The 21,724-nt window shown below is 65.5% G+C and carries 16 protein-coding genes; 8 read left to right on the top strand and 8 right to left on the bottom strand.

What is annotated here, in order from left to right; genetic code table 11:
- Positions 1 to 167: 167 nt before the first annotated feature.
- The 6 genes from betI (at position 168) to QYS36_RS01345 (ending at position 8,890) form a co-directional block, all read left to right on the top strand.
- Positions 168 to 758: a transcriptional regulator BetI gene (gene betI / locus QYS36_RS01370; RefSeq protein ID WP_308837788.1), complete on the top strand. Its 591-nt coding sequence runs from the start codon at positions 168 to 170 to the stop codon at positions 756 to 758.
- Between the two features lie 532 nt (positions 759 to 1,290).
- Positions 1,291 to 2,763 carry a betaine-aldehyde dehydrogenase gene (gene betB / locus QYS36_RS01365; protein ID WP_308837787.1) on the top strand — a complete coding sequence of 491 codons (1,473 nt, stop codon included), beginning with the start codon at positions 1,291 to 1,293 and terminating at the stop codon, positions 2,761 to 2,763.
- 162 nt (positions 2,764 to 2,925) lie between these two features.
- The gene (gene betA / locus QYS36_RS01360) at positions 2,926 to 4,635 is read left to right on the top strand and encodes a choline dehydrogenase (protein WP_308837786.1); all 1,710 of its coding nucleotides are present in this window, start codon (positions 2,926 to 2,928) and stop codon (positions 4,633 to 4,635) included.
- Between the two features lie 116 nt (positions 4,636 to 4,751).
- Positions 4,752 to 6,167, top strand: coding sequence for a multidrug transporter subunit MdtD (mdtD, locus tag QYS36_RS01355; RefSeq protein ID WP_374990406.1), 1,416 nt, complete (start codon positions 4,752 to 4,754; stop codon positions 6,165 to 6,167).
- Between the two features lie 72 nt (positions 6,168 to 6,239).
- Positions 6,240 to 7,619, top strand: a complete 1,380-nt coding sequence (gene dbpA / locus QYS36_RS01350; RefSeq protein WP_308837785.1) for an ATP-dependent RNA helicase DbpA — start codon at positions 6,240 to 6,242, stop codon at positions 7,617 to 7,619.
- 35 nt (positions 7,620 to 7,654) lie between these two features.
- Entirely contained in the window at positions 7,655 to 8,890 is a 1,236-nt protein-coding gene (locus tag QYS36_RS01345; RefSeq protein ID WP_308837784.1) for a diguanylate cyclase domain-containing protein, read from the top strand.
- Positions 8,891 to 8,894: 4 nt separating this feature from the next.
- Here QYS36_RS01345 and QYS36_RS01340 read toward each other — a convergent pair whose 3' ends face one another.
- Positions 8,895 to 9,638 carry a substrate-binding periplasmic protein gene (locus QYS36_RS01340; RefSeq protein WP_374990405.1) on the bottom strand — a complete coding sequence of 248 codons (744 nt, stop codon included), beginning with the start codon at positions 9,636 to 9,638 and terminating at the stop codon, positions 8,895 to 8,897.
- Between the two features lie 265 nt (positions 9,639 to 9,903).
- On the opposite strand from QYS36_RS01340, the gene QYS36_RS01335 reads away from it, so the two are divergent.
- Positions 9,904 to 11,088 carry an NAD(P)/FAD-dependent oxidoreductase gene (locus tag QYS36_RS01335; protein ID WP_308837783.1) on the top strand — a complete coding sequence of 395 codons (1,185 nt, stop codon included), beginning with the start codon at positions 9,904 to 9,906 and terminating at the stop codon, positions 11,086 to 11,088.
- A gap of 57 nt (positions 11,089 to 11,145) precedes the next feature.
- On the opposite strand, the gene sstT is transcribed toward QYS36_RS01335, so the two are convergent.
- On the bottom strand, positions 11,146 to 12,375 hold the full coding sequence (gene sstT, locus QYS36_RS01330) for a serine/threonine transporter SstT (RefSeq protein ID WP_308837782.1): 1,230 nt from the start codon (positions 12,373 to 12,375) through the stop codon (positions 11,146 to 11,148).
- A 237-nt stretch (positions 12,376 to 12,612) separates the two neighbouring features.
- Positions 12,613 to 14,001 carry an L-serine ammonia-lyase gene (locus QYS36_RS01325; protein ID WP_308837781.1) on the bottom strand — a complete coding sequence of 463 codons (1,389 nt, stop codon included), beginning with the start codon at positions 13,999 to 14,001 and terminating at the stop codon, positions 12,613 to 12,615.
- Between the two features lie 141 nt (positions 14,002 to 14,142).
- Here QYS36_RS01325 and QYS36_RS01320 point away from each other — a divergent pair, with 141 nt between their 5' ends.
- Positions 14,143 to 15,084 carry a LysR family transcriptional regulator gene (locus QYS36_RS01320; RefSeq protein WP_308837780.1) on the top strand — a complete coding sequence of 314 codons (942 nt, stop codon included), beginning with the start codon at positions 14,143 to 14,145 and terminating at the stop codon, positions 15,082 to 15,084.
- A gap of 10 nt (positions 15,085 to 15,094) precedes the next feature.
- Here the strand turns inward: QYS36_RS01320 and QYS36_RS01315 are convergent, their stop codons facing one another.
- The 5 genes from QYS36_RS01315 to parE all read right to left on the bottom strand — a co-directional run bounded on the left by QYS36_RS01315 (position 15,095) and on the right by parE (position 21,720).
- Entirely contained in the window at positions 15,095 to 15,799 is a 705-nt protein-coding gene (locus QYS36_RS01315; RefSeq protein ID WP_308837779.1) for an ABC-type transport auxiliary lipoprotein family protein, read from the bottom strand.
- 252 nt (positions 15,800 to 16,051) lie between these two features.
- Positions 16,052 to 18,307: a DNA topoisomerase IV subunit A gene (gene parC / locus QYS36_RS01310; RefSeq protein ID WP_308837778.1), complete on the bottom strand. Its 2,256-nt coding sequence runs from the start codon at positions 18,305 to 18,307 to the stop codon at positions 16,052 to 16,054.
- Positions 18,308 to 18,314: 7 nt separating this feature from the next.
- The gene (locus QYS36_RS01305; protein ID WP_308837777.1) at positions 18,315 to 18,839 is read right to left on the bottom strand and encodes a TIGR02281 family clan AA aspartic protease; all 525 of its coding nucleotides are present in this window, start codon (positions 18,837 to 18,839) and stop codon (positions 18,315 to 18,317) included.
- Positions 18,836 to 19,822 carry an esterase-like activity of phytase family protein gene (locus tag QYS36_RS01300; RefSeq protein WP_308837776.1) on the bottom strand — a complete coding sequence of 329 codons (987 nt, stop codon included), beginning with the start codon at positions 19,820 to 19,822 and terminating at the stop codon, positions 18,836 to 18,838. Before QYS36_RS01300 ends, QYS36_RS01305 begins: the two co-directional genes overlap by 4 nt.
- Positions 19,822 to 21,720, bottom strand: a complete 1,899-nt coding sequence (gene parE, locus QYS36_RS01295) for a DNA topoisomerase IV subunit B (protein WP_308837775.1) — start codon at positions 21,718 to 21,720, stop codon at positions 19,822 to 19,824. Before parE ends, QYS36_RS01300 begins: the two co-directional genes overlap by 1 nt.
- Positions 21,721 to 21,724: the final 4 nt, after the last annotated feature.

Genomic DNA, 21,724 nt, shown 5'->3' with positions numbered 1-21,724 from the left:
CATCGCCGCAGTGCCCGCTCCCACAATAGGTCGATGTCGGCTGCCTTTGACTTGTAGTTGCCGCTTCATACGCATAAAAATCGTGAACAGGCTCTGAGAAACTTGAACGCGCCGGCAACTCCACGCGCTCTGTTAGACTCGAAAAACACCCCCTGCCGGAGAACACGATGCCCAAGGTCGGAATGCAACCGATCCGCCGCTCCCAGCTGATTGCGGCAACCCTGGAAGCCGTCGACCAGGTTGGCATGAGCGATGCCAGCATCGCCTACATCGCGCGGCTTGCCGGCGTATCGAACGGCATCATCAGCCACTACTTCCAGGACAAGAACGGCCTGCTCGAAGCGACCATGCGCCACCTCATGCAGGCCCTGCGCGAGGCGGTGCACGCGCGCTATCGGCTGCTGCGCGAAGACACTCCGCGGGCACGCCTGCGCGCCATCATCGACGGCAACTTCGACGAAACCCAGGTCAGCGGCCCGGCGATGAAAACCTGGCTGGCGTTCTGGGCCAGCAGCATGCACCAGCCGGCCCTACGCCGCCTGCAGCGGGTCAACGACCAGCGCCTGTATTCCAACCTGTGCGGCCAGTTCCGCCGCGTGCTGCCGCAACCGCAAGCCCGCGCCGCGGCCCGCGGCCTGGCCGCACTGATCGACGGCCTGTGGCTGCGCGGTGCCCTGACCGGCGAGAGCTTCGACACCCGCCAGGCCGCGCAGATCGCCTACGACTACCTCGATTTGCAGTTGGCCAAAGCCGAGTAAAGCCAGCCGCCTTCGCTGGACCGACACTCATGTGGGAGCGTGCGGGGACACCTAGTCCATGGGCGCGAAATCGCGGGCATGGCCCGCTCCCACGGTGACCCGCTGAGGTGATGAACCTGATCATTTGATGGGTTTCACCTGCGCGGCCCGAACCATCCTAAAAATCCCAACGCAGCCCGTAGGATGGGTGCAACCCATCAACCCTCGATGGGTTTCACCCATCCTACGAACTCATATGTGGGAGCGTGCGGGGACGCCTAGGTCCATGGGCGCGAAATCACGGGCATGGCCCGCTCCCACAGTGACCCATCCTGGTATCTCGACCGCAGCCAAAATCTCCTCGAAAGCCAGCGCCCATGGCGCATCTGGCACGGTTCTGGTCGTGCCTGGGATTTTTATTGATTGATCGATCAATAAAAATAAACTAGGCTGTTTTTTAACCAAATCGGCTGACATTCCTTTTCACCTCGCTCAGCCGACTCATTCGCCAAGGCGCCCGCAGCGCGTCTTGCCCCGCTCAGGAGGACGCCCCATGGCCCGATTCGCAGACCAGCAGCTCTATATTGGCGGCCAGTACGTGGACGCCAGCAGTGGCGCCACCTTTCAAAGCATCAACCCGGCCAACGGCGAAGTGCTCGCCAACGTGCAGCGCGCCAGCCAGGACGATGTCGAACGCGCCGTCGCCAGCGCCGAGCAAGGCCAGAAGGTGTGGGCGGCGATGACCGCCATGCAGCGCTCGCGCATCCTGCGCCGCGCGGTGGATATCCTGCGTGAACGCAACGATGAGCTGGCCGAGCTGGAAACCCTCGACACCGGCAAGCCGCTGAGCGAAACCCGCTATGTGGATATCGTCACCGGCGCCGACGTGCTCGAGTACTACGCCGGCCTGATTCCGGCCATCGAAGGCGAGCAGATCCCGCTGCGTGACACCAGCTTCGTGTATACCCGCCGCGAGCCGCTGGGCGTGGTCGCCGGTATCGGCGCCTGGAACTACCCGATCCAGATTGCCCTGTGGAAATCCGCCCCGGCCCTGGCCGCCGGCAACGCGATGATCTTCAAACCCAGCGAAGTCACCTCGCTGACTGCCCTGAAGCTGGCCGAGATCTACAGCGAAGCCGGCGTGCCGGCTGGCGTGTTCAACGTGCTGACCGGCCTGGGCAGCGAAGTCGGTCAATGGCTGACCGAGCACCCGCGCATCGAGAAGATCTCCTTCACCGGCGGCACCGTGACCGGCAAGAAGGTCATGGCCAGCGCCTCCAGCTCGTCGCTCAAGGAAGTGACCATGGAGCTGGGCGGCAAGTCGCCGCTGATCATCTGCGAAGACGCCGATCTGGATCGCGCCGCGGACATCGCCATGATGGCCAACTTCTACAGCTCCGGGCAGGTGTGCACCAACGGCACCCGGGTGTTCGTGCCCCGCGCGCTGCAGGCCCGCTTCGAGAGCAAGATCGTCGAGCGGGTCAAGCGCATTCGCCTGGGCAGCCCGCAGGACGACACCACCAACTTCGGCCCGCTGGTCAGCTTCGCCCACATGGAGCGGGTGCTCGGGTACATCGAGCAGGGCCGCCAGCAGGGCGCGCGCCTGTTGATCGGTGGCGAGCGCGTTACCGATGGCGACTACGCCAATGGCGCCTACGTGGCGCCGACTGTGTTCACCGACTGCCGGGACGACATGACCATTGCCCGCGAAGAAATCTTCGGCCCGGTGATGAGCATCCTCGTCTACGACAGCGAAGACGAAGTGATCCGCCGCGCCAACGACACCACCTACGGCCTGGCTGCCGGCATCGTCACCCGCGACCTGAACCGCGCCCACCGGGTTATCCACAGGCTGCAAGCCGGTATCTGCTGGATCAACACCTGGGGCGAGTCGGCGGCGGAAATGCCGGTCGGCGGCTACAAGCAATCCGGCGTCGGCCGTGAGAACGGCCTGACCACCCTGGCCCATTACACCCGCATCAAGTCCGTGCAGGTGGAGATGGGCGACTACGCCTCGGTGTTCTGAACCCCAGCACAGCGTGGGAGCGGCCGGGCGGCGCAGCGCTTGAGCCGCGAAAAGCATCGCGGATGAATCCGCTCCCACAAAAGTCGCTGCCCCGTAGCCCGGAAGCCCTCCGGGAACAGTCACCGCGTTTTCCCGGATCACAGCCGGGTAACAGGAGGAGCCATGACCCAGGAATTCGATTACATCATCATTGGCGCCGGCTCGGCCGGTAACGTGCTGGCGACCCGCCTGAGCGAAGATGCGGATGTCAGCGTACTGCTGCTGGAAGCCGGTGGCCCCGACTACCGCCTGGATTTCCGCACCCAGATGCCCGCCGCCCTGGCCTTTCCGCTGCAGGGCCGCCGCTACAACTGGGCCTATGAAACCGACCCCGAGCCGCACATGGGCAACCGCCGCATGGAGTGCGGGCGCGGCAAGGGCCTCGGCGGCTCGTCGCTGATCAATGGCATGTGCTACATCCGCGGCAACGCCATGGACTTCGACAACTGGGCCAAGCAGCCCGGCCTGGAAGACTGGAGCTACCTGGATTGCCTGCCGTATTTCCGCAAGGCGGAGAGCCGCGACATCGGTGCCAACGACTACCACGGCGACAGCGGCCCGGTCAGCGTGACCACGCCCAAGGCCGGCAACAACCCGCTGTTCCACGCCATGGTCGAGGCCGGCGTGCAGGCCGGCTACCCGCGTACCGATGACCTCAACGGTTACCAGCAGGAAGGCTTCGGCCCGATGGACCGCACCGTGACGCCCGAAGGTCGTCGCGCCAGCACCGCCCGCGGCTATCTGGATCAGGCCCGCGAGCGGCCGAACCTGACCATCGTCACCCACGCCACCACCGACCGCATCCTGTTCGAGGGCAAGCGCGCCAATAGCGTCGCCTACCTGGTCGGCAGCGCGAACCAGGCGACCATTGCCCATGCGCGCCGCGAAGTGCTGCTGTGCGCGGGCGCCATCGCCTCGCCGCAGATCCTGCAGCGCTCCGGCGTTGGCCCGGGCGAGCTGCTGCGCGGTCTGGATATCGATGTGGTGCACGAACTGCCAGGCGTCGGCGCCAACCTGCAGGATCACCTCGAGGTTTACGTGCAGTACGCCTGCACGCAGCCGGTGTCGCTGTACCCGGCGCTGAAGATGCTCAACCAGCCTGGCATCGGCGCCAAGTGGCTGCTGGCCGGCGAAGGCATCGGCGCCAGCAACCAGTTCGAGGCCGGCGGTTTCATTCGCTCGCGCCCGGAGTTCGAGTGGCCGAACCTGCAGTACCACTTCCTGCCGGTGGCGATCAATTACAACGGCAGTAACGCCGTGAAGGAGCACGGCTTCCAGGCCCATGTCGGCTCCATGCGCTCACCCAGCCGCGGCCGCGTACAGCTGAAATCCAAGGATCCACGCCAGCACCCGAGCATCCTGTTCAACTACATGAGCAGCGAGCAGGACTGGCAGGAGTTTCGCGACGCCATTCGCATCACCCGCGAGATCATCAACCAGCCGGCGCTGGACCCGTACCGTGGCCGCGAGATCAGCCCGGGCCCCAATGTGCAGAGCGACGAGGAGCTCGACGCCTTCGTCCGCGAGCATGCGGAGACCGCGTTCCACCCGTCCTGCTCCTGCAAGATGGGCACCGACGACATGGCGGTGGTCGATGGCCAGGGCCGGGTGCACGGCCTGCAAGGGCTGCGTGTGGTGGATGCGTCGATCATGCCGGAGATCATCACCGGCAACCTCAACGCCACCACCATCATGATCGCCGAGAAGATCGCCGACCGCATTCGCGAGCGTGCCGCCCTGCCACGCAGCACCGCGCCCTACTACGTGGCCAACGGCGCGCCAGTGCGCGGCACGCCGCAGCGGGTGGTCGAGGACATGCGCTCGGCGTCCTGAGCAATACGCCGCCGTCGCGTCAGCAGCAGTGACGCGACGGCGCCGCTACACTTCTTGAGACATTTACCCCAGGGCCGAGTCAAACGGCCCTGACTCCTCGCAGATCACCGTCCGCCATGACCCTGCTCGACGCCCGCACTGCCCGCCTGCTGCCCTGGATCGTCGCCATCGCGTTCTTCATGCAAACGCTCGATGGCACCATCCTCAACACTGCGCTGCCCAGCATGGCGGCCGATCTGTCCGAAGACCCGCTGCGCATGCAGTCGGTGGTGATCGCCTACATGCTCACCGTGGCGCTGCTGATTCCGGCCTCCGGCTGGCTGGCCGACCGCTTCGGCACGCGGCACATCTTCTTTGGCGCCATCGCCCTGTTCAGCCTCGGCTCGCTGCTCTGCGCGGTCTCGCAATCGCTGAGCATGCTGGTGATCGCGCGCATCATCCAGGGCCTGGGCGGCGCACTGATGATGCCGGTGGGGCGCCTGGTGGTACTGCGCGCCTACCCGCGTACCGAGCTGGTGCGGATCATGAGCTTCATCACCCTGCCCGGCCTGCTCGGCCCGCTGATCGGCCCGACCCTGGGCGGCTGGCTGGTGGAGTACGCCAGCTGGCACTGGATCTTTTTGCTCAACCTGCCGGTCGGCGCCCTCGGCTGCTGGGCCGCCTATCGCTTCATGCCGGAGCTGCGCGGCAGCGAGCGCACCCGCTTCGATCTGCTCGGCTTCCTGCTGTTCGGCGCCAGCATGCTGCTGATCACCATGGCCCTCGAAGGCCTGGGCGAGCTGCACCTGCCGCACATGCGCGTGGTGCTCCTGCTGCTCGGTGGCCTGGCCTGCCTGGCGGCCTACTGGCTGCGCGCCGCGCGCACGCCAAATGCGCTGTTCCCGCCGCGGCTGTTCAACACGCGCAGCTTCGCGGTGGGGATTTTCGGCAATATCTTCGCCCGCCTGGGCACCGGCGCCCTGCCATTTCTCACCCCGTTGCTGCTGCAACTGGGCATGGGCTATTCACCGGCCCAGGCGGGCATGAGCATGATTCCCCTAGCGCTCGCCGCCATGGCCATGAAGCCGCTGGCCAAGCCGCTGATCGACCGCCTCGGCTACCGCCGCATCCTGACCTTCAACACCGTGCTGCTGGGGCTGCTGATCACCAGCATGGCGCTGGTCGACGGGCAGACCTCGCACCTGCAGCTGGCCATCCAGCTGAGCCTGATCGGCGCCTTCAACTCCCTGCAGTTCACCGCGATGAACACGGTGACGCTGATCGACGTGCCCGACAGCGACGCGAGCAGTGGCAACGGCCTGCTCTCGGTGGTGGTACAGCTGTCGATCAGTATGGGCATCGCCACCGGCGCCGCCCTGCTCAGCGGCTTCAGCCTGGACAACCAGAGCGCCGCCGATGGCGTGCTGGGCGCCTTCCAGTCCACCTACCTGTGCATCGGCCTGCTGACCATCCTGGCAGCCGGCATCTTCCTGCAGCTGGCGCCGGAAGACGGGCGCAGCGCCCGGCGGGTCAAGGTCGACGTCGACGAATGACGAGCAGTCGTCAGGCCGCAGCCTGGCGCCTGCTACACTAGCGCTCTTTTCGACGCTCTTCAGGCCCGTACCGTGACTGCCACCGCTTTTTCCTCGCTTGCCCTGTCGCCCGCCATGCTGGCGAACCTCGAGTCCCTCGGTTACGCGCAGATGACCCCGATCCAGGCGCAGAGCCTGCCGGTGATGCTCAAGGGCATGGACCTGATCGCCCAGGCCAAGACCGGCAGCGGCAAGACCGCCGCCTTCGGCATCGGCCTGCTGGCGCCGCTCAACCCGCGTTATTTCGGCTGCCAGGCCCTGGTGCTGTGCCCGACCCGCGAGCTGGCCGATCAGGTCGCCAAGGAATTGCGCCGCCTGGCGCGCGGCGAAGACAACATCAAGATCCTCACCCTGTGTGGTGGGGTGCCGTTCGGCCCGCAGATCGGCTCCCTGGAGCACGGCGCACAGATCATCGTCGGCACCCCGGGCCGCGTGCAGCAGCACCTGGCCAAGGGCACCCTGAAGCTCGATGGGTTGAACACCCTGGTGCTCGACGAAGCCGACCGCATGCTCGACATGGGCTTCTACGACAGCATCGCCGAGATCATCGGCCAGACCCCGGAGCGCCGCCAGACCCTGCTGTTCTCGGCCACCTACCCGGCCGGCATCAAGCAGCTGTCGGCGACCTTCATGCGCAACCCGCAGCAGGTCAAGGTCGAAGCCCTGCACGACGACAGCCAGATCGAGCAGCGCTTCTACGAGATCGCCCCTGAAGAGCGCATGGACGCCGTGGTCAAGGTGCTCAACAGCTACCGCCCGACCTCCTGCGTGGCCTTCTGCTTCACCAAGCAGCAGTGCCAGGAAGTCGTCGACCACCTCACCGCCAAGGGCATTTCCGCCGCCGCCCTGCACGGCGACCTGGAGCAGCGCGACCGTGACCAGGTGCTGGCGATGTTCGCCAACCGCAGCCTGTCCGTTCTGGTCGCCACCGACGTGGCCGCACGTGGCCTGGACATCGACGCCCTGGACATGGTGATCAACGTCGAACTGGCGCGCGATTCGGAAATCCACATCCACCGCGTTGGCCGCACCGGCCGTGCCGGCGAGAAAGGCCTGGCGGTGAGCCTGGTTGCCCCAGCCGAAGGCCATCGCGCCCAGGCCATCGAAAACCTGCAAAGGTCGCCGCTGAACTGGCACCCGCTGAGCAGCCTGAAACATCAGGGCGGCGCGCCGCTGCAGCCGCTGATGATGACGCTGTGCATCGGTGCCGGGCGCAAGGACAAACTGCGCCCTGGCGATATTCTCGGTGCCCTCACCGGCGAGGGCGGCATCCCCGGGGCGCAGGTCGGCAAGATCGCCATTTTCGACTTCCAGGCCTATGTCGCCGTTGAACGCAGCCTGGCCGTGCAAGCGCTCAAGTGCCTCAGCGAAGGCAAGATAAAAGGTCGCTCGCTGCGCGTGCGCACGCTCTAGACTGAAGCTATCGGCAGGCGGGCACAGGGGGTTCCGTGCGCAATATCCTGGTCATCGAAGACAGCCCGCTGGTGCTGAAGATTCTCGAGCACCTGTTCCGTCAGGAACCCAACCTGCAGCCGGTGTTCTGCGCCTCGCTCGGCGAAGCCGAGATGATGCTGGAAACCTCCGCAGCGCTGTTCTTCGCCGCCATCGTCGACCTGCACCTGCCCGATGCTCCGGATGGCGAGAGCGTCGACCTGGTGATGCGCTACGGCCTGCCCTGCATCGTGCTCAGCGGCTCGTACAACGAGAGGCGCCGCGACGAGCTGTTGCTCAAGGGCGTGGTCGATTACGTGCTCAAGGAAAGCCAGCACTCCTACGAATACGCCTTTCGCCTGCTGCACCGCCTGGAGAACAACAGCCAGGTGAAGATCCTGGTGGCCGAGGACTCGGAAGCCACCCGCAACTTCATCCGCCATGTGCTGGTGCCGCACCGCTATCAGCTCATCGATGCCGGCGACGGCGAAGAAGCCCTGAGCATCCTCAGGGAGCAGCCGGATATCGACATGCTGGTGGTCGACCACAGCATGCCGGGCATCAGCGGCTTCGAGCTGGTCAAGCTGCTGCGCCAGAAGATGAAACGCCAAGACCTGGTGATTCTCGGCCTGTCCGCCGACACCAAGGGCTCGCTCAGCGCCAGGTTCATCAAGCATGGCGCCGATGATTTCCTGCGCAAGCCGTTCTGCCCCGAGGAGCTGACCTGCCGGGTGATGTTCACCCTGGAACGGCGCGACATGCTGCGCGCCCTGAAGAAAGCCGCTCAGTACGATGCCCTGACCGGCCTGAACAACCGCCGGGCCTTCTACGAACAAGGCATGCAGCAGTTCCAGCAGGCGCAGCGCAGTGGCCACAACCTGAGCGTGGCCATGCTGGATATGGATCTGTTCAAGCAGATCAACGACGACTATGGCCACGCGGCGGGCGATGCCGCGTTGATCGGCTTCAGCCGGGCCTTCCGTGCAGCCTTTCCGGAGGCCCTGCTCGGTCGCCTGGGCGGCGAAGAGTTCGCCATGGTCAGCCCGCACGATGCCGAGTCGCTGAGCCTGGCCCTCAATGCGCTGCGCGAGCAGTGCCGGCAGGTCAACTACGCCGTCGGCGCCCCACCGCTGTCGTTCAGTGCCGGCATCTACCACGGCGCGCCCGAAGACCTGGAAAGCCTGCTGCACCTTGCCGACCAGCAGCTCTACCAGGCCAAGCGTCAGGGCCGCGGGCGCACCAACTGGCAATGAGCGGTCATTGCAGGCTGTGCAGGCCATAGCGCGCCATGATCGTGGCATAGCTGCCATCGGCGTGCATGGCGGCGATGGCAGCATCGAAACGGCGGGCGATCTCGGCGTGCTCGCCATGGCTCAGGCGAATGAGAATGTGCAGGCCATTCTCGCTCAACGGCACGGGCAGAAACTCCAGGTCATCGGCAATCGGCTTGAGCGCAGTGTTGAACAGGAACCGCGCCACGTATTCGTCTTCCAGCGCCAGGCTCACCCGACCAAGCTGCACCATGTGCGCAGCACTTTCGAAACTGCCAACCTCCACCGTACTCAGCCCGGGGTCGGCCGCGAACGCCGCCGAATAGGCATAACCGCGGCGCACGGCGATCTGGTAGCCGTGGAGATCCGCAAGCCTGTTGAATGTGATGCCGGCATCCTTGCGCGCCACCAGGCGAATGCGGTTGACCAGATAGGGCGCGGAAAAATACCCGAAAGCTTCACGCTCCTTGCTGTGCCAGGCGGTGATCAGCACATCGTAGTCGCCCCGCTGCAGCCCCAGTACCGCGCGCTGCCAGGGCACTTCGCGGTAATCGCTGGTATAGCCGGCGCGGCTCAGCGCGGTGGTCACCAGCTCCACCGCCATGCCGTTGCCCGGCAAGCGCTGGTCGCTGAACGGCGGCCAACTGTCGGCAACCAGACGTAACTGCTGCGCGCCAGCAGCCCACGGCAACAACACCAGCGATAGCAACCACAAGCGCCAGATGTTCAATGATGGCAAGCCCTGCAGATGGAAGAGAAAACCGCCGCGCCGGGATGGGCGACAGCGGTGCTGAATAGACAAGATAGCGGCAAATTGCCAGTGCAGCCCAGCTCTTGCCCTCTAGCTGCTAGACCCATGTATATAGCGCCGGTTCGAGAAACGCGCCGGCCGGTCTGCTGGCGCTGAAGCGGCGCCGGCTGGCCCCTGCCTTCAGGTAAACTAGGCCGTTTCGCGCCGGCCATGAGCGGCGCCCAGCGTTAATGAGGAACATGCCGTGCTTTCACCCCAGGTTGTCATCATCGGTGCCGGCGCCGCCGGGCTGATGTGCGCGATGACCGCCGCTGCCCGCGGGCGCAGCGTGCTGCTGCTCGACCATGCCAACAAGGCCGGCAAGAAAATCCTCATGTCGGGCGGCGGGCGCTGCAACTTCACCAATATGTACTGCGAGCCCGGCAACTTTCTGTCGCACAACCCGCATTTCTGCAAGTCGGCGCTGGCGCGCTTCACTCAGTGGGATTTCATCGCCCTGGTCGCCAAGCATGGCGTGCCCTACCACGAGAAGAAGCTTGGCCAGCTGTTCTGCGACAACAAGTCCAGCGACATCCTCGCCATGCTGCTCGACGAGTGCCAGCAGGCCGGCGTCGACCTGCGCCTGGATACCTCGGTGAGCGCCATCGAACGCGCCGACACCGGTTACCGCTTGGCGACCAGCCTTGGCGCGGTGGCCTGTGAGTCGCTGGTGATCGCCACCGGTGGGCTGTCGATTCCAACCCTGGGCGCCAGCGGGTTCGGTTACCAGGTCGCCCGCCAGTTCGGCCACGAGCTGCTGCCGACCCGCGCCGGCCTGGTGCCCTTCACGCTCACCGACCCACAGCTGAAAACCCTGTGCACGGAGCTATCCGGCACCTCGGTGGAGGATTGCCGGGTGAGTTGCAATGGCCAGAGTTTCGTGGAGAACATCCTATTCACCCACCGCGGCCTCAGCGGTCCGGCGATCCTGCAGATCTCGTCTTACTGGCAACCCGGCGACACCGTCAGCATCGACCTGCTGCCGCACATCGATCTGCCCGAGTGGCTGCTGGAGCAACAGCGCGAGCGCCCCAACAGCGAGCTGAAAACCCTGCTCGGCGAGCTTTTCACCAAGAAGATGGCCGGCCTGTTGGCCGAGCACTGGTTCGCTTCCAAGCCGATGAAGCAGTACCCAGCGGCCGAGCTCAAGGCGATTGCCGAGCGCCTGTCGGACTGGCAGCTGGTGCCGGCCGGCACCGAGGGCTACCGCACGGCGGAAGTCACCCTGGGCGGGGTCGACACCCGCGAGGTGTCGTCCAAGACCCTGGAGTCGCTGAAGTCTCCCGGTCTGTATTTCGTTGGCGAAGTGCTGGACGTGACCGGCCACCTGGGCGGCTTCAACTTCCAGTGGGCCTGGGCCTCGGGCTACGCCGCGGCACAGTACGTGTAGCCTCACCGGCTATAAAAAACGCGCCCTGGGGCGCGTTTCTTGCGGATCGGCGGGAGATTAAGTCGCCTGCTCCATGGCTGCCTCGCCAGCGTAGGAAACTGCTGCGGTGAACAGGACGTCGGTGTGGGAATTCAGCGCCGTCTCGAAGGAGTCCTGCACCACGCCAATGACGAAGCCGATGGCCACGACCTGCATGGCGATTTCGGTATCGACGCCAAACAGGCTGGTGGCCATCGGAATCAGCAGCAGCGAACCGCCGGCCACACCGGACACACCGGCGGCGGCCAGGGACGACACCACACAGAGCAGCAACGCGGTGGGCAGATCGACGTTGATGCCCAGCGTATGGGTGGTCGCCAGCGCCATCACCGAAACGGTGATCGCCGCACCCGCCATGTTGATGGTGGCACCCAGCGGAATGGTGATCGAGTAGGTGTCCTTGTCCAGTTTGAGCTTCTCGCACAGGCGCAGGTTGACCGGAATGTTGGCGGCCGAGCTGCGGGTGAAGAAGGCCGTTACCGCGCTCTCGCGCAGCACGGTGAACAGCAGCGGATAGGGGTTGCGGCGCATCTTGATGAAGGCGAGCAGCGGGTTTACCACCAGCGCCACCACCAGCATGCAGCCGACCATCACCAGCAGCAGCCTCGCGTAGCCATACAGCGCCTCGAACCCCGAGGCCGCCAGGGTGCTGGCCACCAGGCCGAAGATACCGATGGGCGCCTGCTCGATGACGAAGCGCACGATGCGCGTGAAGGCATCGGACATATCGCTGAGCAGCACCCGGGTGGTCGGCGCGGCGTGGCGCAGGAACAGGCCCAGGCCAATCGCCCAGGCCAGGATGGCGATGTAGTTGGAGGTGCTCAGCGCCTGTACCGGGCTGACGAAGATGCTGATCAGCAGGTTGTGCAGCACCTCGATGATGCTGCCGGGCGGGTTGCCTTCGGCCGAGCCGACATCCAGCGCCAGCATGGTGGGAAACAAGAAGCTGGCGCACACCGCCAGCGCGGCGGCGCTGAAGGTGCTGATCAGGTACATCGCCAGCACCGGGCGAACGTGGGTGGGTTGGCCACTCTGGTGAGCCGCCAGCGAGGAGGTGACGAGCACCAGCACCAGCACCGGCGCGACCGCCTTCAGGGCGAGTACGAAGAGTTCGCCGAGCAGGCCGACCTTGAGCGCGGTCGAGGGCGAGAAATAAGCGAGCAGAATGCCCAGCACCAGGCCGATGAAGATGCGTAGCACCAGGCTGGTATTGGAATAGGCGGAGGCAATGCGTTTTAAGGTATTCATTTTATAGACGCTGTCCTGATTCTAGGCTTGGTGGCCTTGGGGGACAGGTCAGCAGGGGCAGGAGCCACGCCAACCGGGCAGGTCACCCCAAGACAGCCGGCGATTATAAGGGAGGAGGCAGGGGTCAGCGCCAGTCAGGTGGCTCGGATGGTCATGTGGGGAGGTCTCGCTGGTTATTGTTGTGGCGCGGGTCAAGCAGGCGGCGAGCCCGCGAAGGCTCGCCAGCAGCGGCTGGTTTCAGCACTCGACGATGTTCACGGCCAGACCGCCACGGGCGGTTTCCTTGTATTTGGTCAGCATGTCGGCGCCGGTCTCGCGCATGGTCTTGATCACCTTGTCCAGGCTCACGTAGTGCGAGCCATCGCCGTACAGCGCCATGCGCGCGGCGTTGATGGCCTTCACCGAGGCAATGGCGTTGCGCTCGATGCAGGGAATCTGCACCAGGCCGCCAACCGGGTCGCAGGTCAGACCCAGGTGGTGTTCCATGCCGATCTCGGCGGCGTTCTCGACCTGTTCCGGGGTGCCGCCCAGTACCGCGCACAGCGCCCCGGCGGCCATCGAGCAGGCCACGCCGACCTCGCCCTGGCAGCCCACTTCGGCGCCGCTGATCGAGGCGTTTTCCTTGTAGAGGATGCCGATGGCGCCGGCGGTCAGCAGGAAGTCGATGACGCCGCGCTCGTTGGCGCCGGAGATGGCGTTGGCGTAGTAATGCAGCACCGCCGGGATGATACCGGCCGCGCCGTTGGTGGGCGCGGTGACCACGCGGCCACCGGCGGCGTTCTCCTCGTTCACCGCCAGCGCCCAGAGGTTGACCCAGTCGAGCATGCGCAGCGGATCTTCGGTGTAGCTGCGCTGGAAGCCGCCCAGTTTGCGGGCCAGGATGGCGGCACGCCGACGCACCTTGAAGCCGCCCGGCAGGATGCCCTCGGTGCGGCAACCGCGCTCCACACAGCTCTGCATCACTTTCCAGATGGCCAGCAGGCCGTTGTCGACTTCTTCATCGGTGCGCCAGTGACGCTCGTTGCGACGCATCACCTCGGCAATGCCGATACCGTACTCGCGGGTCAGGCGCAGCAGGTCGACACCGCTGCGAAACGGCAACGGCAACGCGGTGGCGTCCGGGGCGATGACCTTGTGCTTGGAGCCGTCGGCGAGCACCGCCTCGCTGACCACGAAACCGCCGCCCACCGAGTAATAGGTGGCCTCGTGCACCTGCAGCCCGGCCTGGTCGAACGCCGCGAAGCGCAGGCCGTTGGCGTGCAGCGGCAGCGCCTTGCGGATCATCTTCAGGTCGGTTTTTTCATTGAAGGCCAGCGAATGCCCGCCGGGCAGGGTAATGCGCTTGTCAGTGCGGATGGCCTCGATGTAGCCGGCAACCTGCTCCACATCCACGGTATCCGGCTCGTAGCCGCTAAGCCCCAGCAATACCGCCTTGTCGCTGCCGTGGCCTTTGCCGGTGGCGCCCAGCGAGCCATACAGCTCGGCAACCACGCGCACCACGTTGGGCATATGCCCCTGGTTTTCCAGGGCATGGGTAAACAGGGCGGCCGCACGCATCGGGCCTACGGTGTGTGAACTCGATGGGCCGATGCCCACTTTGAACAGGTCGAATACGCTGATGGCCATTGGTATTTTTCTTCTGTGGGGTTAGAGCGGATGCCCGGTTACGCACCGCCGATGGGAAAAATCTAAGACCCCAGTTCCATTATGTATACTGATTTATTCTTACTATATTGATTAGCAATTCTTACCATTAGAGAGTCAGCCATGGACCTGATCCGCTTGCGCACCCTTCGCGAACTGGCCCGCTGCGGCACCATGGCCGCCACAGCCGAGTTTCTGCACCTGACGCCATCGGCGGTTTCCCAGCAGGTCGCGCAACTGGAGCGCGAGGCCGAGGTGGCGTTGATCGAACGGCGCGGGCGGGGCGTGGTGCTGACGCCGGCGGGCACCCGGCTGGTGGCGCATGTGGAGCGCATCCTGGTGATTCTCGACGAGGCCCGCTCGGAGTTGGCGCAGATGCGCAGCGAGATCGCCGGCGAACTGCGCGTCGCGGCGTTCCCGTCGATCGCCGTGGCGCTGGTGGCGCCCATCGTGCACAACCTGCGGCAGGCCTACCCACGCCTGGAAGTGGTGGTCGCCGACCTGGAGCCCCAGGAAAGCCTGAGTGCCCTGAGCGCCTGGCAGATCGACGTGGCGGTGGTCGATGACCTGGCTGGCGCGGGCAAGGCGCGCCAGGAGCATTACGAACTGATTCCATTGACCGAGGATCGCCTGCACGTGCTGTTGCCGGCCAACCACCCGCTGGCCTCGCGCAGCACGCTGACCATCGCCGACCTGCAGGACGAAGCCTGGGCGCTGGACTCCACCAACAGCTCGTTCGGTGAATTCATCGCCAATCTGTGTCGTCGCTCGGGCTTCACGCCACGCATCAATGCCCACTGCGCGGGCTTTGAAATGGTCGCGGCGATGGTCGCCTCGGGCAACTCGATTTCGGTGGTCTCGGGCCTGCGCCTGCTGCGGCCCGTGGAGGGCGTCACCGCCGTACGCCTGGCGCCGGCGATCCAGCGCAAGATCTTCCTCGCCTACCGCAAGGGCGAACGCAAGCACCCGGCCGTGACCGTATTCCTCGACGAGGCGATCCGCACGGCCGGGGTGCTGGAAGGTTATCAGCGTGACGAGGCCGAAAGCGGGCCAGGCCTGGCCTGACCCGGCGGCCTCAGAAGCGGAACACCTCGGCGTCGATACGAATCGGCTCGGCCACCGGCATCTTCGGCGGCTCCTGCCGGGCGGCCGGCACCGGTGACTTGCGGCGTGGCTCTTCGGCGGCGATCGGCGTATTGGCGTGGTTCTTCACCGCACTGGCCAGTTGCGAGACCAGTTGCTGCACCACCTCGCTCTGGGCGCGGACCTGATCGGCGATCGGCCCCTTGTGCTTCTCTTCCAGGTGCACCAGGCGGGTGTCGAGCAACTGCCCGTCACGGCCGACCAGGCGCCACTGGCCTTCGAGAACGGCCGGCTGGCGCGGGCCGGAATCCAGGCGGGTGATGGACAGCAGAACCTGTACCTGGGCCTTGTAGTTCGGGTTGTCCGAAGCCAGTACCAGGCGCTGGCTGTTGATCCGATTGGCCAGCTGGCGCAGCACCTGGCGATCCAGGTCAGTGGCCAGGCTGCCCGCCCAGCGCGAGGTCAGGGTGGGGCTCAGGCTACCATCGTCCTGGCGTTGCAGCAGGGTTTCACGCTGCAGGTAATCGGCCACGGTGATCGGCCCGAGCAGTACGCTCATGCCGTCCTTGTCCGCCGTCTTGCTGGCCACCGGACCACCATCGAGCTGGTAATAGGAAACGGGGAGCAGATGCGAACAACCGGTCAGCATCAGCAGACCGGTAAGCAGTAAGGTGAGAGGAAGCCGTTTAACAATCATCAATGTCTTCCGGCTGGCAGCAAGGCCAGCGATCATGGCTACAGGTGAAAAAAACCAATAACAAAAAAATGAATCACCGCGCCGACGGAAAACCGGCAGGTGCTGAAAATCCCTGTGCATATGCAATGCGCCTGCCACCCGGCGCACGACCATAACGATGGCAAATAGCCCACCATTCGGCAGGCACATGAGGGGCGATATCATCCGTCAAACCGCCGTCTAACTCCAGCCCCAGGCCATTGGTGGGCAGCCTTACTCGACGAGCAGGCCGTCCACACGCTGGAAGCCGCGCGGCAATTTGTTGCCGCGCCGGCCGCGTTCGCCCTTGTAGTGCTCAAGGTCATCGGCCTTCAGGGACAGAGTACGCTTGCCAGCCTGCAACACAAGGGTAGCGCCCGCCGGCAGCACGGCCAGGTCGGTGAGGTATTCCTCGCGGCTGGCCACGCGGTCGCCGGGAATACCGATGATCTTGTTGCCCTTGCCCTTGCCCAGCTGCGGCAGGTCGGCAACCTTGAACAACAGCAGGCGACCTTCGGTGGTGACCGCGGCCAGCCAGTCTTCCTCGCGGTTGTTGAGCGGCCGTGGCGCCACCACCCGCGCGCCATTGGGCAGGCTGAGCAGCGCCTTGCCGGCCTTGTTCTTGGCCTGCAGATCCTCGCCCTTGACCACGAAACCGTAGCCGGCATCGGAGGCGATCACGTACAGCGCCTCGTCATCGGGCAGCAGCACGCACTCGAAGGTGGCGCCGGCCGGCGGCGTCAGACGACCGGTCAGCGGTTCGCCCTGGCCACGGGCCGACGGCAGGGTGTGAGCGGCCAGCGAATAGCTGCGCCCGGTGGAGTCGATGAACACCGCGTACTGGTTGGAGCGGCCCGGCGCAGCGGTCTTGAAGCCATCGCCAGCCTTGTAGGACAGGCCGGTGGCATCGATTTCATGGCCCTTGGCCGAGCGCACCCAGCCCTTTTCCGAGAGCACCACGGTGATCTTCTCGTTGGGCAGCAGATCGTGCTCGGACAGCGCCTTGGCTTCGGCCCGCTCGACGATCGGCGAACGGCGGTCATCGCCGTACTTCTCGGCGTCTTCGAGGATTTCCTTGCGCACCAGCTTCTTCAGCTTGGCTTCGCTGCCGAGCAGCGCCAGCAGCTTGTCACGCTCTTTGCTGAGTTCGTCCTGCTCGCCACGGATCTGCATCTCTTCCAGGCGGGCGAGTTGCCGCAGGCGGGTTTCCAGGATGTACTCGGCCTGGATCTCGGTGAGGCCGAAGCGCTCCATGAGCACCGGCTTGGGCTGGTCCTCGGTGCGGATGATGTGGATCACTTCATCGAGGTTGAGGAAGGCGATCAGGCGGCCTTCCAGCAGGTGCATGCGGTGCTCGACCTTGTCCAGGCGGAACTGCAGGCGGCGGCGCACGGTGCCGACACGGAACTGCAGCCACTCGACCAGCAGGGTGCGCAGATCCTTGACCTGGGGCTTGCCGTCGAGGCCGATGACGTTGCTGTTGACCCGGTAGCTGGACTCCAGGTCGGTACTGGCGAACAGGTGCTGCATCAGCGCATCGTGATCGACCCGGCTGCTGGTCGGGATGATCACGATACGGCAGGGGTTCTCGTGGTCGGACTCGTCACGCAGGTCGGCGATCTGCGGCGCCTTGGATGGCTTGGCCTGCATCATCGCGGCGATCTGCTCCAGCACCTTGGCGCCGGACACCTGGTGTGGCAGCGCGGTGACCACGATGTCGCCGTCCTCGACGCTGTATACGGCGCGCATGCGTATCGAGCCACGGCCGGTCTGGTAGATTTTCAGCAGGTCGGCACGCGGGGTGATGATTTCCGCTTCGGTCGGGTAATCCGGGCCCTGGATATGTTCACAGAGCTGCTCGACCGTGGCCTTCGGCTCATCGAGCAGCCGCACGCACGCGGTGGCGACTTCACGCAGGTTGTGCGGCGGCACGTCGGTGGCCATGCCCACGGCGATGCCCGTGGTGCCGTTGAGCAGGATGTTGGGCAAACGCGCCGGCAGCGTTGCCGGCTCGTTGAGGGTGCCATCGAAGTTCGGCACCCAGTCCACGGTGCCCTGGCCGAGTTCGCTGAGCAGCACTTCGGAATAACGCGACAGCCGCGCTTCGGTATAACGCATGGCGGCGAACGACTTGGGATCATCCGGCGCCCCCCAGTTGCCCTGGCCATCGACCAGCGTGTAGCGGTAGCTGAACGGCTGCGCCATCAGCACCATGGCTTCGTAGCAGGCGCTGTCGCCGTGGGGATGGAATTTACCGAGCACGTCACCGACGGTACGCGCCGACTTCTTGTGCTTGGCGTCGGCGTCCAGGCCCAGTTCGCTCATGGCATAGACGATACGCCGCTGCACGGGCTTCAAGCCGTCGCCGATATGCGGCAGCGCGCGGTCCATGATCACGTACATGGAGTAGTTGAGATAAGCCTGCTCGGTGAAGTCGGCAAGGGAACGGCGTTCGACGCCGTCCAGGCTCAGATCGAGGGTTTCGCTCATGCGTGCCTCATTGCAAGGTTGATTGGCGCAGCATCAAGGTGCCGTCGCGCTGACTGAATTCGAGGTGTTTCAAAGCACTCATGCCCAGCAGGATTTCATCGCCATCCATGCCCGGAGCAATCAGTGCGGACACGTCATGCAAGACGATATCGCCGAGCTGCAGGCGCTCCAGGCGTGTGCGGTGCGCCGTGGCGATGCCGTTGGCGGTTCTGATCTGCACCGGCGCGCCGGCCTGCAGGCCCAGGTCACGGGCGACCTGGCTGGGGATGGCGACCTGGGTGGCGCCGGTGTCGAGCAGAAAGCTCACCACCTCGCCATTGATCTGCCCATCGACCAGGTAGTGACCGCCGGGGCTGCTGGCCAGACGCACTTCGACATAGCCGCTGCCATGCACCGACTCCGGCTGGCGATTGGGGTGCCGTTTGGCCTCCTCCCAATTGCCGAAAAAGTGCGTGGCCAGCAGCAGCCCGGCACCCCAGGCGAGCACCAGCATCACCCGGCCGGCCCGGCGGCCTGCGGTCTGCTCGCTCACTGGGTTGCACCCCAGCCGCCAGCGGGCGCGGCGAAGCGCCAGACCAGCGGGCGTTTCTCGCCATCGCCACGGGCGTGGCCACCATTGTCGAGGCCGACCCAGGCGCCTTCGGCGTCCATCGACAGGGCTTCGGCAACCCCGTAATGCAGGGGATAACGGCGCTCGTCGGTCAGCGCTTCGGCGGCGAACGACCAGCAGCGCTCGGCTTCGCCAGTGGCAGGTGTGCGCCGGCAGATGCGATGGGCCTGGCGCTCCAGGGTGTAGAGTTTCTCCTCGAAGAATGCCAGGCCGGAGAAGTCCACCGGCGCGGAATGCCCGCCCAGCGCCTCGGGCGAGGCTTCTTCGCCACCTTCGTTGAGCAGCACGCAGCCACCCTCGCAGCGCCAGGTGGCGCGCCGGTTGTGCAGCACCAGCAGGCCGCGACGCTGTTTCTCAGCGGCCAGCCACAGGCGCTCGCCAGCCGGATCGACGGCGATGCCTTCTAACAACGAATTGAAGTGCAGCAGCATGCCACTGGCCCGTGCCTGGCGCACCATGCCTTCGGGCAGGTTCAGCCATTGCGCATCGGCCGCCGGCGGTACCTGCAGCACCGCGGCGCGGCTCTCGCTGACCAGGTAGCGATTACCCTTGGCGTCGCAGGAGAGGCCTTCGAAATCCAGATGCCCCCCGCGCACCAGGCCCGACACCCAGCCGCGCATGCGCAGGCCCCAGGGCAGCGGCATTGCTGGCGCGGGCGGCGCCACGAAGCGCTCGGCTTCGGCCTGCCAGACGGTCGCCGAGGCGTCGAGGCGATACAGGCGATCATCCTCGCGGTCGGACACCGCCCACAGCGCGTCGCCGCACCAGGCCAGGCCCGACAGGTTGCCGGCGGGCATGCCGGCCACCGGATGTTCGCTGACCAGCTTGAGCGCTTCGGGCGGCGGTACATCGGCCAGTGCCGGCGTCACGGCTGCAAACAGCACGGCGCCGAACAGGTGGCGCATCAGAGCAGCACCTCGGCCAGGTTGCCCTTGGACTCCAGCCAGGATTTGCGGTCGCCGGCGCGCTTCTTGGCCAGCAGCATGTCCATCACCTCGCGGGTGCCCTCGAAATCATCGAGGGTCAGTTGCACCAGGCGCCGGGTATTGGGATCCATGGTGGTTTCGCGCAACTGCGGCGGGTTCATCTCACCCAGGCCCTTGAAGCGGGTGACCTGCGGCTTGCCGCGCTTCTTCTCGGCCACCAGGCGGTCGAGAATGCCGTCGCGCTCGGCCTCGTCGAGGGCGTAGTAGATTTCCTTGCCCAGGTCGATGCGGTACAGCGGCGGCATCGCCACGTACACGTGCCCGGCGTCGACCAGCGGGCGGAAGTGCTGCACGAACAGCGCGCAGAGCAGCGTGGCGATGTGCAGGCCGTCGGAGTCGGCGTCGGCGAGGATGCAGATCTTGCCGTAACGCAGCTGGCCCAGATCGCTGGAGCCGGGATCGAGGCCGACCGCTACGGCAATGTTGTGCACTTCCTGGCTGGCCAGCACTTCACCGCCGTCCACTTCCCAGGTATTCAGAATCTTTCCGCGCAGCGGCAGGATCGCCTGAAACTCCTTGTCCCGCGCCTGCTTGGCGCTGCCGCCGGCCGAATCACCCTCGACCAGGAACAGCTCGCAGCGCATCGGGTTCTGCCCCGCGCAGTCAGCCAGCTTGCCGGGCAACGCCGGGCCCTGGGTGATCTTCTTGCGCTCGACCTTCTTGCCGGCCTTGAGGCGGCGGCTGGCGTTGCTGATCGCCAGTTCGGCGAGCTGCTGGCCGAATTCGGGGTGGGCGTTGAGCCACAGGCTGAAGGCATCCTTGACCACCCCGGAGACGAACGCCGCCGCCTCGCGGGAGGACAGGCGCTCCTTGGTCTGCCCGGAGAACTGGGCATCCTGCATCTTCATCGACAGCACGAAGGCGATGCGCTCCCAGACGTCTTCCGGCGCCAGCTTGACGCCACGCGGCAGCAGGTTGCGGAACTCGCAGAACTCGCGCATCGCATCCAGCAGGCCCTGACGCAGGCCGTTGACGTGGGTGCCGCCCTGGGCGGTGGGAATCAGGTTGACGTAGCTTTCCTGCACCGCGTCGCCACCTTCCGGCAGCCACAGCAGCGCCCAGTCCACGGCTTCCTTGTTGCCCGCCAGGCTGCCGCAGAAAGGCTCGCCCGGCAGGCGTTCGAATTCACTGACCGCATCGACCAGGTAGGAACGCAGGCCGTCTTCGTACAGCCACTCGACCTTCTCGTTGCTGGCCTTGTCATGGAAGCTGACCGCCAGCCCCGGGCACAGCACGGCCTTGGCCTTGAGCACGTGCTTGAGGCGGCTGACCGAGAACTTGTGGGAGTCGAAGTACTTGGCATCCGGCCAGAAATGCACGCTGGTGCCGGTGTTGCGCTTACCAACCGTGCCGATCACTTCCAGGTCGCTGGCCTTGAAGCCGTCGGCGAACGCCATCGAGTACTCGTTGCCGTCGCGCTTGACGCGCACCTCGACGCGGGTCGACAGGGCGTTGACCACGCTGATGCCGACGCCGTGCAGACCACCGGAGAACTGGTAGTTCTTGTTGCTGAACTTGCCGCCGGCGTGCAGCTTGGTGAGGATCAGCTCGACACCGGGCACGCCCTCTTCCGGGTGGATATCCACCGGCATGCCACGCCCATCGTCGGTCACTTCCAGAGAGTTGTCCTCGTGGAGGATCACCTGGATGGCGCTGGCGTGACCGGCCAGGGCTTCGTCGACGCTGTTGTCGATGACTTCCTGGGCCAGGTGGTTGGGGCGCGTGGTGTCGGTGTACATCCCCGGGCGCTTGCGCACCGGGTCGAGGCCGGAAAGCACTTCGATGGCATCGGCGTTGTAGGCGTTTTGCTGGGCCATGGGT

This window comes from Pseudomonas sp. G34 (assembly GCF_031119625.1).
GTDB lineage: Bacteria > Pseudomonadota > Gammaproteobacteria > Pseudomonadales > Pseudomonadaceae > Aquipseudomonas.
The sequence above is the reverse complement of the archived record's forward strand: the minus strand, read 5'-3'. Positions and strand labels throughout refer to the sequence as shown.